13 protein-coding genes are annotated in these 15,947 nt (G+C 63.6%); 5 read left to right on the forward strand and 8 right to left on the reverse strand.

What is annotated here, in order from left to right; translation table 11 throughout:
• Positions 1 to 68: 68 nt before the first annotated feature.
• Complete coding sequence (locus tag MJ205_RS07860) at positions 69 to 1,793, forward strand: diguanylate cyclase domain-containing protein (RefSeq protein WP_239811935.1); 1,725 nt, start codon at positions 69 to 71, stop codon at positions 1,791 to 1,793.
• A 98-nt stretch (positions 1,794 to 1,891) separates the two neighbouring features.
• Here the strand turns inward: MJ205_RS07860 and gloA are convergent, their stop codons facing one another.
• From gloA to MJ205_RS07890, 6 genes are all read right to left on the reverse strand, one after another.
• A complete protein-coding gene (gene gloA, locus MJ205_RS07865; RefSeq protein WP_239811936.1) occupies positions 1,892 to 2,305 on the reverse strand; it encodes a lactoylglutathione lyase in 414 nt (137 codons plus the stop codon).
• Between the two features lie 177 nt (positions 2,306 to 2,482).
• Positions 2,483 to 3,268: a peptidylprolyl isomerase gene (locus MJ205_RS07870; protein ID WP_239811937.1), complete on the reverse strand. Its 786-nt coding sequence runs from the start codon at positions 3,266 to 3,268 to the stop codon at positions 2,483 to 2,485.
• Between the two features lie 47 nt (positions 3,269 to 3,315).
• Complete coding sequence (locus MJ205_RS07875; protein ID WP_239811938.1) at positions 3,316 to 3,600, reverse strand: BolA family protein; 285 nt, start codon at positions 3,598 to 3,600, stop codon at positions 3,316 to 3,318.
• 85 nt (positions 3,601 to 3,685) lie between these two features.
• Positions 3,686 to 4,231, reverse strand: coding sequence for a septation protein A (locus MJ205_RS07880; RefSeq protein WP_239811939.1), 546 nt, complete (start codon positions 4,229 to 4,231; stop codon positions 3,686 to 3,688).
• A gap of 255 nt (positions 4,232 to 4,486) precedes the next feature.
• Positions 4,487 to 4,897, reverse strand: a complete 411-nt coding sequence (gene msrB / locus MJ205_RS07885) for a peptide-methionine (R)-S-oxide reductase MsrB (protein ID WP_239811940.1) — start codon at positions 4,895 to 4,897, stop codon at positions 4,487 to 4,489.
• On the reverse strand, positions 4,894 to 6,435 hold the full coding sequence (locus MJ205_RS07890; RefSeq protein ID WP_239811941.1) for a protein adenylyltransferase SelO: 1,542 nt from the start codon (positions 6,433 to 6,435) through the stop codon (positions 4,894 to 4,896). Before MJ205_RS07890 ends, msrB begins: the two co-directional genes overlap by 4 nt.
• A 341-nt stretch (positions 6,436 to 6,776) precedes the next feature.
• Here MJ205_RS07890 and smc point away from each other — a divergent pair, with 341 nt between their 5' ends.
• The 4 genes from smc to MJ205_RS07910 all read left to right on the forward strand — a co-directional run bounded on the left by smc (position 6,777) and on the right by MJ205_RS07910 (position 14,643).
• Positions 6,777 to 10,304, forward strand: coding sequence for a chromosome segregation protein SMC (gene smc / locus MJ205_RS07895; RefSeq protein ID WP_239811942.1), 3,528 nt, complete (start codon positions 6,777 to 6,779; stop codon positions 10,302 to 10,304).
• 22 nt (positions 10,305 to 10,326) lie between these two features.
• A complete protein-coding gene (locus tag MJ205_RS07900; RefSeq protein ID WP_239811943.1) occupies positions 10,327 to 11,460 on the forward strand; it encodes a cell division protein ZipA C-terminal FtsZ-binding domain-containing protein in 1,134 nt (377 codons plus the stop codon).
• 154 nt (positions 11,461 to 11,614) lie between these two features.
• Positions 11,615 to 13,708 (forward strand): NAD-dependent DNA ligase LigA, encoded by a 2,094-nt coding sequence (ligA, locus tag MJ205_RS07905; protein ID WP_239811944.1) that lies wholly within the window; start codon positions 11,615 to 11,617, stop codon positions 13,706 to 13,708.
• Between the two features lie 170 nt (positions 13,709 to 13,878).
• The gene (locus tag MJ205_RS07910; RefSeq protein WP_239811945.1) at positions 13,879 to 14,643 is read left to right on the forward strand and encodes a hypothetical protein; all 765 of its coding nucleotides are present in this window, start codon (positions 13,879 to 13,881) and stop codon (positions 14,641 to 14,643) included.
• A 110-nt stretch (positions 14,644 to 14,753) separates the two neighbouring features.
• Here the strand turns inward: MJ205_RS07910 and MJ205_RS07915 are convergent, their stop codons facing one another.
• Positions 14,754 to 15,299 (reverse strand): hypothetical protein, encoded by a 546-nt coding sequence (locus MJ205_RS07915; RefSeq protein WP_239811946.1) that lies wholly within the window; start codon positions 15,297 to 15,299, stop codon positions 14,754 to 14,756.
• Positions 15,300 to 15,313: 14 nt separating this feature from the next.
• Positions 15,314 to 15,925 carry an NUDIX hydrolase gene (locus MJ205_RS07920; RefSeq protein WP_239811947.1) on the reverse strand — a complete coding sequence of 204 codons (612 nt, stop codon included), beginning with the start codon at positions 15,923 to 15,925 and terminating at the stop codon, positions 15,314 to 15,316.
• Positions 15,926 to 15,947: the final 22 nt, after the last annotated feature.

Below are 15,947 nucleotides of genomic sequence, written 5' to 3' on the forward strand. Positions count from 1 at the left end.
ATGGGCGGAGAGTATCAATATCCCTGGCTGCCCGCCGCGCGCTATCCGCGCCCTACCATTGTCTGGTTATGCCCGTTCGTAAAGCCTCGTCGTTGACGATCACCTTGATTTTGCCTTTTGTGATGCTGATCGCATTGCTGACCGGGGTGCTGGGCGTGCTGTGGTACTGGACGGGCAGCAAGACGGTCTCGATGCTGTCTCAGCAATTGATGGTGGAGATGGCCGAGCGCATCAGCCAGGCGGTGGACCGGCATGTCTTCAGTTCCGGCTCCATCATCGAGGCGAGCTTTCCGGCCGGTTTGCAGGCGCCTGACCGGATCGAGGACGATATGCCTGCGCTGCGCACCCGGCTGTGGGCGGCCACGTCGCTGACACAGCACCAGGGCGACTATGTCTACTACGGCAACCGCCATGGCCAGGGCATGGGCCTGCTGCGCCGCAATGCAACCCAGGCGGAGCTGCGCATCAAGCTCCAGGCGCAGGACGTGCGCAGCATCTACCTGCTGCCGGGGATTCAGGCCGAACCCATCTTTCTGTCCCAAGAGTCCCATCTGTTCGATCCGCGCACCCGTCCCTGGTACCGGCTTGCGCAGGGCGTGGCTGGCCATATCTGGACGCCTGTCTACATCGATTTCAATGCCAAGGACCTGGTGATGACGCGGGCGCGGCAGGTTTTTGGGCGGGACGGCCAGCCCGTTGGTGTGGTGGCCACCGATGTCTCGCTGAAGGAATTGCGGCTTTTTGTCGATGGCCTGCATTTGTCCGAAGGGGCTCAGGCATTCCTCATGGAGCCCAATGGCGACCTGGTTGCCGGCACGGGCATGGACAATATCCGCCAGAGCGGTGAGCAGCCGCCCAGCCGGGTCAATGCTGCCAGCGCGGGCAATCCACTCTTGAAGGCGGTGTACCGGCAGCTGGTCAACGAGTTCTCGCAGTCCAACGAGGTGGCTCGCACGGCGCTGATCTTCGACGCCAAGGACCATGCGATCGAAGTGGCCTACCGCCGCGTCACCGATGAGGCGGGCCTGAACTGGCTGGCGGTGGTGGCCGTGCCGCACCAGCAGATGCTGGCTGGCATTCGCGTCCATGTTGTGCTGGTGGTCGCCTTGGGTTTGCTTGCGCTGGGCAGTGCGCTGGCACTGGGGTTGCGCATCTTTGGCGGTTTGGCCAAGGACATGCGCTCGCTCACCTATGCGGTGCGCCGTGTCGGGCAAGGTGAAATCGATGTACCGATCGGCGTGGAACGCAACGACGAGATTGGCGAACTGGCCAACAATGTCCACCATATGCGGCACCGCTTGTTTACGGATGCGCTCACCGGCGCTGCCAACCGCAGCGCGCTGAACCACATTCTGGAAACCCTGACCCGGCCCGGCAGCGGCAAGCCTGCCGTGTTTGCGATTCTCTTCATTGATTTGAACCAGTTCAAGCCGCTCAATGACCGCTGGGGCCATGACAACGGTGACCTGGCCCTGGTCGAGGTGGTGCAGCGCCTCAAGGAAGTACTGCGCAGCAACGATGTGCTGATACGCCTGGGAGGGGACGAGTTTGTCGCCGTGCTGCAGGGCGTCCACAGTGATGCGCAGATCCAGGTGGTAAAAGCCAAGATCCTTGAAGCCCTCGCACCGGCGTTGCAGACGCTGAAGGGTTTGCCCGAGGGGGTGGTGGTTCACCTGGGTGCCTCCATCGGGCAGGCCATCTTTCCGGCCGATGGTGCCGATCCGCAAAGCCTGCTCAAGCACGCGGACCTGGACATGTACAAGAACAAGCAGCGCAGCGGCCACAGCCGTTGACCAGCGCAATGGGCCGTTGAGGGCCTGAAAGCAGAAAAGCCAGGCGGGGCCTGGCTTGGGGGTGTGGAGAGGCCTGCTGTCAAGCGGCCCAGGGTCTGTTAACGCAGACCGCCACCTTCGCCACCTTCGGCACGTTGAATGAGTTCAATCTTGTAGCCATCAGGATCGGTCACAAAAGCGATCACCGTGGTGCCGCCTTTCACAGGGCCGGCTTCGCGGGTGACATTGCCGCCATTGGCCTTGATCTTTTCGCAAGCGGCGTACGCATCAGGCACGCCCAGCGCGATATGGCCATAGGCCGTGCCCAGGTCATAGCTCTCGGTGCCCCAGTTGTAGGTCAGCTCGATCTCGGCCTGGCCGGGGTTGCCGCCGTCATAGCCGACAAAGGCCAGCGAATACTTGTATTCGGGGTTTTCCGAGGTGCGCAGCAGGCGCATGCCCAGCACCTGGGTGTAGAAATCGATGGAGCGCTGGAGATTGCCAACGCGCAGCATGGTGTGCAAAAGACGCATGGGGTTTTCTTTCTTGTAAAGGCAGCGGCAGCGCTCGGCCGCCGCAGGGAAGAGGGCCGACCTTGTCGGTCTGTCCGGAACCATCTGAGTGTAGCGCTGCAACCAGCCGAGCCGCAGCCCACAAAGCACAACCCCTGCACGGGGCAGGGGTTGGAAGCAGAAGCGAGGCGGCGAGAATTACTCGACCTTGGCCTTTTCACGCAGCTCTTGCTGGTACTTCTGGATTTGTTGCTGGCGCAGTTGCTGCTCGATCTGGGGCTTGACTTCCTCGAACTTGGGCAGCTGTGCTTCACGCACATCGTCCACGCGGATGATGTGGTAGCCGAACTGGGTCTTGACGGGGGTGTCCGTCATCTGGCCCTTCTTCAGCTTGGTCATGGCCTCGGAGAACTCAGGCACGTAGTTGGCTGCATTGCCCCAGTCCAGATCGCCACCGCGCTGGCCCGATCCAGGATCCTTGGATTCCTTCTTGGCCAGGTCTTCGAACTTGGCACCCTTCTTGATTTGGGCGATCAGCGCCTTGGCCTTGTCTTCGCTGTCCACCAGGATGTGGAAGGCATGGTATTCCTTGCCTTGGTTGGTGGCGACAAACTTGTCGTACTCGGCCTTGGCGGCAGCGTCAGAAATGGGGTGCGCCTTTTCGTAAGCGGCGAACAACTCCTGGGTCAGGATGCCTTGGCGAGCCAGCTCGACCTGGCCCTTGAAGGACTCGGTCGCATCCAGGCCTTGGGCCTTGGCAGCCTGGGCATAGATTTCGCGCTCGATGATGGCTTCCTTGATCTGGCCTTCTTGCTCGGCACTCACAGGGCGGCCGCTGCGTTCCATTTGTTCCTTGAAGGTCTTCAGCAGAGACGAAGGCACGGGCTTGCCATTGACAACGCCAATGTTCTGGGCCACTGCGGGCAGCGCGGCTGAACCAAGCAGGGCAGCTGCAACCAGACCGGACAAGAGCTGTTTTTTCATGCGAAATCCAAATTGTTTATCTGTGAAGGAAATATACACCAGTGATTTCATTGTTTTGGTGTATTCAGGACTTCAATGGCAAGGGCATGTAAACCCGCGTCAATGAATGCTTGGAGCGCATCATACACAAGCCGGTGCTGGGCAATGCGTGATGTGCCAGTAAATAAGGGTGAAGCGATGCGCAACCGAAAATGGGTGCCAAAACCGCTGCCATTGGCACCGGCATGGCCGGAGTGCAGACCGCTTTCGTCGATCACTTCCAACTGGGTGGGTGAGAGTTTGTCGCGCAGCACCGCTTCAATGGCGGTGGCGGTAATGTCCTGGGCTTGCATAGAGGAAAGGCAAAGATGGGCGCGGGTGTGTCAGCGGCAGCCATAGCGTTCAGCGCGATGCGCTGCCGGCCAGCGCCCGCGGTTGTCAGGGCTGGTCTTCCGGGTTGTGCTGGATGTGGCGGCTCAGGTACATGGCCTGGCCGAGCACGAAGACCAGCATCAGGCCCAGACCACCGAACATCTTGAAGGTGACCCAGGTGTCCAGGTCAAACTGGTAGGCCACCCAGATGTTGATGATGCCCATGACGGTGAAAAAAATGGCCCAGCTGTAGTTGACCGTGTTCCAGACAGGCTGGGGCAGTTGCACCTGCGAGGACATCAGCTTTTGCATCAGGTTGCGGTTGAAGAACCACTGGCCGCCCAGCAAAACGGCTGCCATCACCCAGTACAAGACGGTGGGCTTCCACTTGATGAAGGCTTCGTCGTGAAAGAGCAGCGTGGCACCGCCAAACACCACGATCACGCCCAGGCTGATCCACTGCATCGGCTCCACCTTGCCGACCTTGAAATGCAGGTAGGCAATTTGCGCAATGGTCGCAGCAATGGCCACCCCGGTGGCCACGAACACCCCCCAGACCTTGAACGCTGCGAAAAACAGCAGGATGGGGAAAAAATCAATCAAAAATTTCATATCAGGCGATGCGGGCTGTGCACGGCGTAGCTGAAAGCGGAGCACGATGCGGACAAGAAGGCAGGGCTTTGGTGCTTGTGTTTTGTTGAGTAGCGCGTCTGCGGGCAAGCCGCCAATGATACGCGAGCGGTTTTGCCGCCAGCTTAAGCTGGACTGAAGCCCCCGCCACGCTTTGCAGCGCTGTCAGAGCGCGTGCTGCTGCCAAAGTTCCACACCGCGCAAGCGCAAGCCACAGGCGCCTGCTGCGCCCTGGGGTCATTCCTGCTTTTCAAAGTCCAGCGCGGCCGAGTTCATGCAGTAGCGCAGGCCGGTAGGCTGGGGGCCGTCCGGGAACACATGGCCCAGATGGGCACCGCACTGGGCGCAGACCGTCTCGACCCGCACCATGCCATGGCTGCGGTCCACGTTTTCCTGGATTGCGCCGGGAATGGCTTCGGAGAAGCTGGGCCAGCCACAGCCAGCATCAAACTTGGTGCCGCTGTCAAACAGCTTGGCACCGCAACAGATGCAGTGGTAGCTGCCATCGGCCCAGTGGGCCTCGTACTTGCCGGTAAACGGGCGTTCGGTAGCGGCATGCCGGGTGACCTGGTACGCCACTGGTTCGGCTTGTTTGGATGCGAGTTCGGCCTGCCATTGGGCATCCGATTTTTGGACAGGAAAGCTCATGATGAACAGCTGATTTCGATATGTTGCGCCCAGTCGGGCGGGAGGGCGGCCAGGTCTTCGCAGCCCGGATGCTCCGCATATGGTGTCGCCAGCACGGTTTGCAAGCGGGCAAACGGTGCCCAGTCGCCCTGCTGGGCGGCGGTAATGGCTTGCTGGCCCAGGTGGTTGCGCAGCACATAGCGGGGATTGGCGGCAAACATGCGTGCGGCGGTGGCCGCCGCATCGCCGGGCTGCAGCAGCGCCTGGTACTGCTCACGCCAGGTCTCAAACGCGGTATCGCCATCGAACCAATGGGCCAGCGCCGGCAGGCTGTCATCGGCCACCGCTTGCGACAGCGCGCGCCAGAACAGGCTGTAGTCGGTGCGGTGCTGCTGCATCAGCGCCAGCAAGGGGTTGACCACGCCGGCCACGGCTTCGGGCGCCGTGCTGCGGGCAGGGTCAAGGCCCAGCTTGGCGCCCAGCGCGCGCTGCATCGCAGGCTCCAGCGCGGTTTTGTAGCGCTCCAACGCGGCCAGGGTGGTGGCTTCGTCGCCGATCAACGGCAGCAGCGCCTGGCCCAGGCAGAACAGGTTCCAGTACGCCACCTGCGGCTGGCGGGCAAAGGCATAGCGGCCGCCGGTATCGCTGTGGTTGCAGATGTGGTTGGCGTCGTAGTGGTCCAGAAACTGGAAGGGGCCGTAGTCGATCGTCAGGCCCAGGATGCTCATGTTGTCGGTATTCATCACGCCATGGCAAAAGCCATGGGCCTGCCACAGCGCAATCATGCGTGCGGTGCGCTCGGCCACCTCAGCCAAAAACGCGGCATAGCGCTCGGCGCTGCCGCTGGCGTGTTGGGCAACATCCGGCATGTAGCGCTCCACCACATAGTCCGCCAGCTTGCGCAGGCTGTCCTGGTCATCGCGGGCCGCAAAATGCTCAAAATGGCCAAAGCGCACAAAACTGGGCGCTACGCGGGCGACGACGGCAGCGGTTTCCACGGTCTCGCGGTAAATCGGCTGCGGCGAGGTCACCAGCGACAGCGCACGCGTGGTCGGCACGCCCAGGCCATGCATCGCTTCGCTGCACAGGTACTCGCGGATCGACGAGCGCAGCACCGCGCGCCCGTCTCCCATGCGGGAATAGGGCGTCTTGCCTGCGCCTTTGAGTTGCAGCTCCAGCCCCTGCGGGGCCGCCGGGGAGCGGATCTCACCCAGCAGTATGGCCCGGCCATCACCCAGCTGCCCGGCCCAGTGGCCAAACTGGTGGCCGCTGTAGACGCTGGCCAGCGCATCCATGCCCGGCAGCAACGCATTGCCGCCCAGCACCTCGGTGGCTTCGCTGCCCCTCAGCCATTCGGGGCGCAGGCCCATCTGCTGGGCGAGCGCGTCATTGCGGGCGTGCATCGCCAGCGCCGGCATCGGTGTGGGCTGCAGACGCGTATAGAAGACCGGGGGCAGACCGGCAAAGCCGTTGTGCCATTGGGCACCGGGCTGCAATGCAGAATCGGCTGCTGCAGGCGTGGATGCGGGGCCTGCGGCGGCAGCCGGGCGTGAAGACATGCTTGAATCCATGCAGCCATTGTCTGCCTTGCGGCTTTCCCCGGGTGGCGCTGTGTCTATATACCAAGTCTGGCTTCTTGGGCCCATCCAGTGCGGCGGCGCAACATTATTTGACCCTGCCCGGGGCGCAAAACCGCCGCACCCTGCGCTTTTGTCTCTGGTGGGCCGGGAGGGCACGGTATTATGTCGGCCTGAGTTCTACCGCTTGGTTCATCAGAAAAGATCCCTGGGCCATCCGGCACTTGCCCGGCATGCCTGGCCAGCCCTGTTTTGCGCGGGCCGGCCGGTGTGCGACAGCGCATCGCAGGTGATTGCCGCCCATCCAAGAGAAAACGAGCACTGTGCGCCTCAATTCCATCAAGCTTGCTGGCTTCAAATCGTTTGCGGAGCCCACCAATTTCATGCTGCCAGGGCAACTGGTGGGCGTGGTCGGCCCCAATGGCTGCGGCAAGTCCAACATCATGGATGCGGTGCGCTGGGTGCTGGGCGAGTCCAAGGCCAGTGAATTGCGCGGCGAGTCGATGCAGGATGTGATCTTCAATGGCACGACGCACCGCAAGCCGGCCAGCCGCTCCAGTGTGGAGCTGGTGTTTGACAACAGCGACCACCGCGCCGGCGGCCAGTGGAGCCAGTACACCGAAATCGCCGTCAAGCGGGTGCTCACGCGCGACGGCAGCAGCAGCTATTTCATCAACAACATGCCGGTGCGCCGGCGCGATGTGCAGGATGTGTTCCTGGGCACCGGCCTGGGCCCGCGTGCCTACGCGATCATCGGCCAGGGCACCATCAGCCGCATCATCGAGTCGCGCCCCGAGGAGCTGCGCCTGTTCCTGGAAGAAGCAGCCGGCGTCTCCAAGTACAAGGAGCGCCGCCGCGAGACGGAAAACCGCCTCAACGACACGCGCGAAAACCTGACCCGGGTCGAAGACATTCTGCGTGAGCTCAATGCCAACCTCGACAAGCTGGAAAAGCAGGCCGAGGTAGCCGCCAAATACAACGCGCTCAATGCCAGCGCCACCCTGAAGCAGCACCAGCTGTGGTTCCTCAAGCGCAGCGATGCCGAGCAAGAGCAGGAGAAGGTGCGCATCGAGGGCCTCAAGGCCGTCAATGACCTGGAGTCGCGCCTGGCCGACCTGCGCCATGTCGAGGCGGACCTGGAAACCATCCGCCAATCGCACTATGCCGCCGGCGACACGGTCAACCAGGCGCAGGGCAAGCTGTACGAAGCCACCGCTGAAGTAGGCCGGTTGGAGGCCGAAATCCGCTATGTCGTCGAAGGCCGCCAGAGGGTGGAGAACCGTCTGGTGCAACTGGCCGAGCAGATTGCGCAGTGGACGATACGCAAGGACGAGTCCGAGGCCGAACTGGAAAACCTGGCTGGCCAGGGTATGGATGCGGAAGAGCGCGCCGAGATGCTGGCGGCCCAGCTCGAAGAGCAAAACCTGCAACTGCCCGATATGGAGGAAGCGTTGCGCCTGGCCCAGCAGCGCGCCAATGAGCAGCGCAGCTCCGTCACCCAGGTGCAGCAGCAGATCCAGGTGCTGGCCGCCGAGCAGCGCAGCCTGAACGAACAAAGCCGTGGCCTGGAGGTACGCAGCGAGCGCCTGCGCAGCGACCGCAATGCGATGGCCGCGCCCGACGAGACCCGCCTGGCCAACCTGCAGCAGCAAAACGAGGAAGCCGCCGAGGCCGCCGAGATCGCCGAAGGGCGGCTGCTGGAGCTGCAGGACAGTGTGCCCCAGCTCGATGAAGCGCGGCGCAGCAAGCAGCAGCAGGTGAACCAGGAAGGCGCCAAGCAGGCCGATCTGTCGGCGCGGCTCGATGCCCTCAAGGCGCTGCAGGAAAAGGTCAAGACCGACGGCAAGCTGCAGCCCTGGCTGGCCAAGCATGGGCTCGATGGCCTGCAAGGCCTGTGGAGCCGCATCCAGGTGGAGCCGGGCTGGGAAAACGCATTGGAAGCTGCACTGCGCGAGCGGCTGGCGGCATTGGAAGTCAGCCGCCTGGATATGGTGCGCGGATTCTTGGGCGCCGGTGCCCAGGATGCACCGCCGGCGCGCCTGGCCTTTTACAGCGTGCCGCAAGCACCAGCCGCTGCCCCTGCGGGCAAACTGGCGCAGCTGTCCGACCTGCTGCGTGTGCATGATGCCGGCCTGCGTGCCGTGCTGGTCGACTGGCTCTGCGGCTGCTACACCTGCCCGAGCCTGGACGAGGCGCTGGCCCAGCGCAGCCGTCTGCAGGCCGGCGAAACCATTTTTGTGCCGACCGGCCACTCCGTCAGCCTGCACAGCGTGAGCTTTTATGCGCAGGACTCCGAGCAGTCCGGCATGCTGGCACGGGCCCAGGAAATCGAGCATCTGGAAAAGGAGCTGCGCGCCCAATCGCTGATCGGCGAAGAGGCGCGCAACGCGCTGGTGCGTGCCGAGAGCGCCTATGCCGATGCCTCTCAGCGCCTGGTGGCCGTGCGCGCCGAGGCTGCCCAGACCCGCAACCGTGCCCATGAGCTGCAGGTGGAGACCTTGCGCCTGACCCAGTTGGCCGAGCAGGCCCGGGCCCGCGCGGCCCAGATCGACACCGACCTGGGCGAAGTGGTGCAGCAGCTCGAAGAGATCCAGGAGCGCCGGATTGCGGCTGAGGCCCGCTTTGAAGAGTTGGACATGCAGCTGGCCGACAGCCAGGAGCGCCATGCCCAGCTCGATGAAACCGTCTACGAGTCCGAGCGCAAGCTGGCCAGCGCCCGCGAGCAGCTGCGCGCGCTCGAGCGCCAGTCGCAGGAAGCGGTGTTTGGCCAGCGCAGCATGGAAGCGCGCCGCGCCGAGCTCCACCGCACGATGGAAACGGCGATGCAGCAGGCCAAGGCCCTCGGAGATGAACAGCTTCGCGCGCAGGAAGAGCAAAAACGCCTCAATGACGCGGCAGCGCAGGGGGGGCTGCAGGATGCGCTGAACCTCAAGATGGAGCGCGAAAAGGACCTGGCCGCACGCCGCAGCGAATACGATGACCTGACGGCTCGGCTGCGCAGCAGCGATGAGCGCCGCCAGCAGTTTGAGCGCGAGCTGCAGCCGCTGCGCGACCGGATCACCGAGTTCAAGCTCAAGGAGCAGGCCGCGCAACTGGGCCTGGAGCAGTACACGACCTTGCTGCAGGAGGCCCAGGCGGATCTGGACGTTATCGCCGCGTCGGTCAAGGATGGGCAGGTGCGCCTGACCGGTCTGCAGGGCGACATCGACCGCCTGCACCGCGAGATCGAAGCGCTGGGTGCCGTCAACCTGGCTGCCCTGGATGAGTTGAACCATGCCCGCGAGCGCAAGACCTTCCTCGACTCGCAGATGGAAGACCTGACCCAGGCCATGACAACCCTGGAGGACGCCATCAAGAAGATCGATGCCGAAACCCGGCAACTGCTCTCGGGCACCTTCGACACCGTCAACAGCCACTTCGGCCGCATGTTCCCGGAGCTGTTTGGTGGCGGGCAGGCCAAGCTGATCATCACCGGCGACGAGATTCTGGACTCGGGTGTGCAGGTGATGGCGCAGCCGCCCGGCAAGAAGAACCAGACCATCCACCTGCTCTCGGGCGGCGAGAAAGCGCTGACCGCGATTGCGCTGGTGTTCGCGATCTTCCAGCTCAACCCGGCGCCCTTCTGTCTGCTCGATGAGGTGGACGCGCCGCTGGACGATGCCAACACCGAGCGCTACGCCAAGCTGGTCGCCTCGATGAGCCGGGGCACGCAGTTCCTCTTCATCAGCCACAACAAGATCGCGATGGAGATCGCGCAGCAACTGATTGGTGTGACAATGCAGGAGCAGGGCGTCTCGCGCATTGTGGCTGTGGATATGGAGTCTGCGTTGTCGATGGCGGATTCGGCGTGATAGATTTTTAGAACGAAAACGTATGAGTAATTTTCAACTGGCGTTGGTGATCACCTTTGGGGTCATTCTGGTTTTGTACATCGCCTACAACACCTGGTCGGCGCGCCGCAACGAGCCCAAGAAACCCCGGCCCGAGGAGCCCGGCCAGAGCGGCGACTCCGAGCTGCGCTACGAACCCGGCTTTGATGGCCGTGCCGCATCGGCAGCCACCGGTGACCCGGTCCTCGACGCCCAACTGGGCGGCCAGGGTCCCCGCCTGAGCGGTCACAGCGCCGATGCCTTTGGTGCAGGCGCGGTGGCGCGCAGCGGCAACCCGGGCACCTTTCTGGGCGACCGCCAGCAGATTCTCGATCCCCTCACTGATGCGATTGCCACCATTCATACGGACGGCATCGTCTCGGGCAATGCCGCGATTGCGGCGATGCCCAGCAGCTTTCGCGCAGGCAACAAGGCCTTCAACATCGAGGGCCTGAATGAAACCAGCCAGACCTGGGAGCTGCCGCGCGCCGGTGCCCGCTACACCGGTTTTCAGGCCGGCGTGCAGCTGGCCAACCGCCATGGCCCGATGAACGAGATCGAGTTTTCCGAATTCGTCACCAAGGTCCAGCAGTTTGCAGACAGTATCGGTGCGGCGTACGACACGCCCGACATGCTGCAGGAAGTGGCCCGCGCCCGCGAGCTCGACGCCTTTGCGAGCGAGCATGATGCGCAGCTGGCCTTCATGCTGCGCGCCAAGCGCGCCTCCTGGAGCCCTGGCTATGTGGCCCAGGTGGCGGCCAAGCATGGCTTTGTGCCGGCAGGCCCTGGCCGCATGGTGATGCCCTCGGGCATCGAGCAGATGCCCGCGATCCTGGCGCTGACCTACGACGCGCAGGCGGCACTGGCCGACGACCCGGAGGCCAGCGCCTTGCGCGATGTGCTGCTGAGCCTGGATGTGCCGCATGTGGCCCGCAGCGAAAAGCCTTTCGACAAGATGCGCGCCGCCGCCGAAGCGCTTTGCGCAGAGATGGACGGCGTCATCTGCGACCAAAATGGCACGCCGCTGCCGATCATGGTGGTCGACCCGATCGCGCAGGATCTGGAGAACCTCTACGACCAGCTCGAACTGCGCGATCTGGCCGCCGGCTCGCTGGCCGCACGGCGCCTTTTCAGCTAAGCCTCGTACCTTTTTTCGCAAAGGCTGCCGGTGCAGCCTTTTTGCATTCTGGCTGCTGCTGTTTACGCGATGGCGATGCGGCTTTGGTCGTATAGTCGCAGGCATCAGACCAGGCAGGGCCCCGCGCTTTGCCAGATTTTCGGAGTCAAGCCACATGGCTGAGAATATTGATCTTTTTGCCTCGCCCGCCAGCGGTACCCCGCAGGATGCTGCTGCCGAGGTGCAGGCCTTGCGCGCGCAACTGGTGCAGTGGGCGCATGAATACTATGTGCAAGACGCGCCCACGGTGCCCGATGGCGAGTATGACCGGGTCTACCAGCGGCTCGAAGCGCTGGAAAAGGCCCACCCCGAGCTGCACAGTCCGGACTCGCCCACGCAGCGTGTGATCGGCGCCATTCTCGAGGGGCTGACCCCGGTTCGCCATGCGGTGCCGATGCTGAGCATCCGCACCGAAACCGACAATGAAGCCAGCGGCGCGCAAGCCTTCGATGCACGCATCCGCAAGGAGCTGGGCCTGGACCCCGGTGACCCGCCGGTCGAGTATGTGGCCGAGCCCAAATTTGATGGCCTGGCGATGAACCTGCGCTACGAGGCGGGGCGCCTGGTGCAGGCCACCACGCGCGGCGATGGTGAAGTGGGCGAGGACGTCACCCACAATATCCGCACTATCCGCCAGATACCGCTGCAGCTGCGCGCCGATGCCGCGGTGCCGCCGGTGCTGGAAGTGCGCGGCGAGGTGTATATGCGCCGCGATGATTTTGATGCCCTCAACCGCAAGCAGGAGGCCGCTGGCGGCAAGACCTTTGTCAACCCGCGCAACGCAGCAGCCGGCGCAGTGCGCCAACTCGACTCGAACATCACCGCCCAGCGCCCGCTGTCCTTCTTTGCCTATGGCCTGGGCGAGGTCACCCCGGTGGCCCAAGGCGGCATGCAGTGGGACAGCCACTACGCGATGCTGATGCAGCTGCGCGCCTGGGGCTTTCCGGTCGCGCCCCAGGTCTGTGTGGCCAAGGGCGCCGACGAGCTGGTGGCCTTTCACCAGCGCATGGGCGCCGAGCGTGCCAACCTGGGCTACGAGATCGACGGTGTGGTCTACAAGGTCAACAGCCGCGCGCTGCAGCTGGAGCTGGGCTTTGTCAGCCGCGAGCCGCGCTGGGCCGTGGCCCACAAGTACCCGGCCCAGGAGATGGTCACGCGTCTGGAGGGCATTGAGGTCCAGGTGGGCCGCACCGGCAAGCTCACGCCAGTGGCCCGGTTGGCGCCCGTGTTTGTCGGTGGCGTCACCGTCACCAATGCCACCTTGTCCAATGTGTTCGACATCCGCAAGAAAGGGGTGCGCGTTGGTGACGACGTCATCGTGCGGCGGGCCGGCGATGTGATTCCGGAGGTCGCCGGGCGGGTGCCTGGAGTGCGCCCGCAGTATGTGCCCAATTTCTCGATGCCCAGCCAATGCCCGGTCTGCGGCAGCGACGTGGTGCGCGAGAAAGGCGAGGCCAACCACCGATGCACCGGTGGCCTGTTCTGCGTGGCGCAGCGCAAGGAGGCGATCCTGCACTACGCGCACCGCCGCGCGATGGATATCGAAGGCCTGGGCGACAAGCTGGTCGATCAGCTGGTAGACAGCGGTGTGATCCGCAGCCTGCCCGACCTCTACAAACTGGGTATTGCGACCTTGTCAGGCCTGGAGCGCATGGCAGAGAAGTCCGCACAGAATGTGCTGGCCGCGCTGGAGTCGTCGAAGAAAACCACACTGGCGCGCTTTGTGTTTGGCCTGGGCATCCGCCATGTGGGCGAGTCCACCGCCAAGGACCTGGCCAAGCACTTTGGCGTGCTGGACGCGATCATGGATGCGTCGGTCGAAGAGCTGCTGCAGGTGAATGACGTGGGGCCGGTGGTGGCCAACAGCCTGCACACCTTTTTTGCGCAGCCACACAACCGCGAAGTGGTTGAGCAGCTGCGCGCTGCGGGCGTGCACTGGGACGAAGCGGTGCCTGCCGAAAAGCCCGCGCAGATCCTGGCCGGCATGACGGTGGTGCTGACCGGCACGCTGCCCACCATGGGCCGTGATGAGGCCAAAGACCTGCTGGAAGCCGCAGGCGCCAAGGTCTCTGGCTCGGTCAGCAAGAAGACCCATTACCTGGTGGCCGGCGCCGATGCCGGCAGCAAACTGAGCAAGGCGCAGGAGCTGGGAGTGACCGTGCTGGACGAGGCTGCGATGCTGCGGCTTTTGCAACATGGAGCGCCTTGAGTTGCCGGAAGGTTGGAGCGCGATGGCGCTGCACTGGCTTGCTATCTCGCGCCACACGGAGCAGGGATAGGGACATTCTCCGACATCGGCGCCTGCCAGATGTCAATACGATGAAAAACGCCAGTGGCTGCCATCCGGCGGCCCTGCTTTTTTTATGCAGAGGAGATGCCGTGAGCTATACCCTGAGACAAGTTCAGACCTTGCTGACCAAGCCGGAGCTGGAGCTGTTCCAAGCCAGCCGTGCCAATGCGATCAAGGAGCTGACCGAGCGTCAGCTCAGCAGCAAAATCACCCGCACCCGTACCTTGCGCGCCAAGTACCGCGATCTCTACCAGCGCCAGACGGTGAAAACCCAGAAAGGGCCAGCGGCTGCGCGTCGGCCCGCTGGCAATGACAACAACCGCACCGAAGTGAAGGCCGATGTCATGCAGGAGGTGCTGGGCCGTTTCGAAGAGCGCCTCGCCAAGGTACAGGCCGATGCCACGAAAACGGCTGCCAAGACCGCCGCTGTGAAAAATAGCAAGCCCGCGCCCGCAAAGAGCGCTGCCAAAAAGCCCGCTGCTGCGGCCAAGACAACCGCAGCAGCTGCTCCACGCAAGAAAGCGGCCAAGTCCGCCACCAAGGCATCCCCTGCCGAGGCGGTCAAGGCTGCTGCAGTGAAGAAAGCCAGCGGCGCTCGCAAGGCTGCCTCCAAGGCCGCTGTGAAGAAAACCGCCTCGTCGTCTGCGGCTCCAGCCAAAGCGTCAAAGACCGCAGCGAACACTCCGAAAGTGGCCGGCAACGCAACGGCTGCAGCACAAGGGGCCGTGCCCACGACACAACCAGCAGCGGCCAGCCGGGGCAACCCCATCAAAGCCAAGCCGGTCAACAAGAAAATCCAGGCCAGTGGCCAGTCCCGCACCCAGGCCGCGCAGGCCAAGCGCGACAGCCGCTGACCGCACACATAAGCGATGAAAAAGGCCGTACGTCCTGCGCAGGGGGTACGGCCTTTTTAGGGGGTTCCGACGGGGGATCATGGGCCCGGCGGGCCCAGCGCTCGTCAGCGTCAGGGTTTCTGTTTTTTGGCAGGCGCACTAGGGGCGGCTGCAGGTTGCTGTGCTTTGGCATACGCTTTAGCCATCATCTCGCGCAGCATGGCCGAACTCGATTGCTGCATCATGCGGTTGATGTCGGCTTGCTTGCTTTGCATCAGCTGGGCGTGGGGCGACTGGGGCCCCTGGTCCAGCAGCGATTGCAGCTGCGCTTCGTTGAAATTCTGCGCATAGGCGGTAGCCAGCTGCGTGTCCCAGCGCTTTTGGTAGTCCGCCGCGACCGAGCGCGTGGCAGCAATCATGGCCTGGCCGGCGTGCTGCTGGCCCACCTTGTCGATCAGGGCCTGGTATTCGGGCGACTTGGCGGCAATCTGCAAGCCCACTTGGGGCAGGCTGTGACCGAGCTTGTATTTCTCGACCAGCGCCAGTGCCAGGTCTTGCAGTTTGGCGGCGTGCGCGAGACTGGGCAGCCAGGCGCTGCCGGCCGCCACGGCGGGCAGGAGCAGGCCGCCAAGCAGGCGGCGTCGGACCGAGGAGGTGCGGGCAAAGTAAGAGGTCATGGGAGGCACTTGAGTCAGGAAACGGTCGGGACAGCGGAGGCTTCGGCCGGCTGGGGCGGTACCAAGGGGCCGGGCGGCGTTTCCAGATCGATCACATGGATGCCGAATGCACCGCGCCTGCGGTCTTCGAAATAGCGCTGCAGGGTAACCTTGACGGTGCGAAAGGCAATATCGTCCCAGGGGATGTCGGCTTCGCTGAAGAGACGGGTCTCCATGGTTTCCCAGCCGGGGTTGAATGTGGTGCTTTGGAGCTGTGCCAGATAGAACAGATGCACTTGCCCGACATGCGGTACGTTGACCAGCGAGAACAGCGGGCCCATCGTGATGTCGGCGCCGGCTTCTTCCTCGGTCTCGCGCTCGGCGCCCTGGCCGGTGGTTTCGTCCAGCTCCATAAAGCCGGCTGGCAAGGTCCAGTAGCCTTTGCGCGGTTCAATATTGCGCAGACACAGCAGCACCTTGTCATCCATGTATGGAATGGTGCCCACCACGTTCAGCGGATTTTCGTAATGGACGGTATGGCAGGCCGGGCAGATCGCGCGGATCTTGGTATCGCCGTCATCGGGCAGGCGGTGCTCAACCTTGGTGCCGCAGCGGCGGCAATAATCAACGGGGGCGCGAGAGGTCATGCGGTCTATTGTGCGTCAAGCC

The organism is Comamonas sp. B21-038 (assembly GCF_022387135.1).
In the GTDB taxonomy this organism is placed as follows: Bacteria; Pseudomonadota; Gammaproteobacteria; order Burkholderiales; family Burkholderiaceae_C; genus Comamonas; species Comamonas sediminis.

What these genes read in the sequence shown, in the direction of transcription:
- MJ205_RS07900 (WP_239811943.1), top strand. Translation starts at nt 10,327, where the DNA reads ATGAGTAATTTTCAACTGGCGTTGGTGATCACCTTTGGGGTCATTCTG.
- MJ205_RS07880 (WP_239811939.1), bottom strand. Translation starts at nt 4,231, where the DNA reads ATGAAATTTTTGATTGATTTTTTCCCCATCCTGCTGTTTTTCGCAGCG.
- MJ205_RS07920 (WP_239811947.1), bottom strand. Translation starts at nt 15,925, where the DNA reads ATGACCTCTCGCGCCCCCGTTGATTATTGCCGCCGCTGCGGCACCAAG.
- MJ205_RS07875 (WP_239811938.1), bottom strand. Translation starts at nt 3,600, where the DNA reads ATGCAAGCCCAGGACATTACCGCCACCGCCATTGAAGCGGTGCTGCGC.
- MJ205_RS07890 (WP_239811941.1), bottom strand. Translation starts at nt 6,435, where the DNA reads ATGTCTTCACGCCCGGCTGCCGCCGCAGGCCCCGCATCCACGCCTGCA.
- MJ205_RS07860 (WP_239811935.1), top strand. Translation starts at nt 69, where the DNA reads ATGCCCGTTCGTAAAGCCTCGTCGTTGACGATCACCTTGATTTTGCCT.
- MJ205_RS07915 (WP_239811946.1), bottom strand. Translation starts at nt 15,299, where the DNA reads ATGACCTCTTACTTTGCCCGCACCTCCTCGGTCCGACGCCGCCTGCTT.
- ligA (WP_239811944.1), top strand. Translation starts at nt 11,615, where the DNA reads ATGGCTGAGAATATTGATCTTTTTGCCTCGCCCGCCAGCGGTACCCCG.
- MJ205_RS07870 (WP_239811937.1), bottom strand. Translation starts at nt 3,268, where the DNA reads ATGAAAAAACAGCTCTTGTCCGGTCTGGTTGCAGCTGCCCTGCTTGGT.
- gloA (WP_239811936.1), bottom strand. Translation starts at nt 2,305, where the DNA reads ATGCGTCTTTTGCACACCATGCTGCGCGTTGGCAATCTCCAGCGCTCC.
- msrB (WP_239811940.1), bottom strand. Translation starts at nt 4,897, where the DNA reads ATGAGCTTTCCTGTCCAAAAATCGGATGCCCAATGGCAGGCCGAACTC.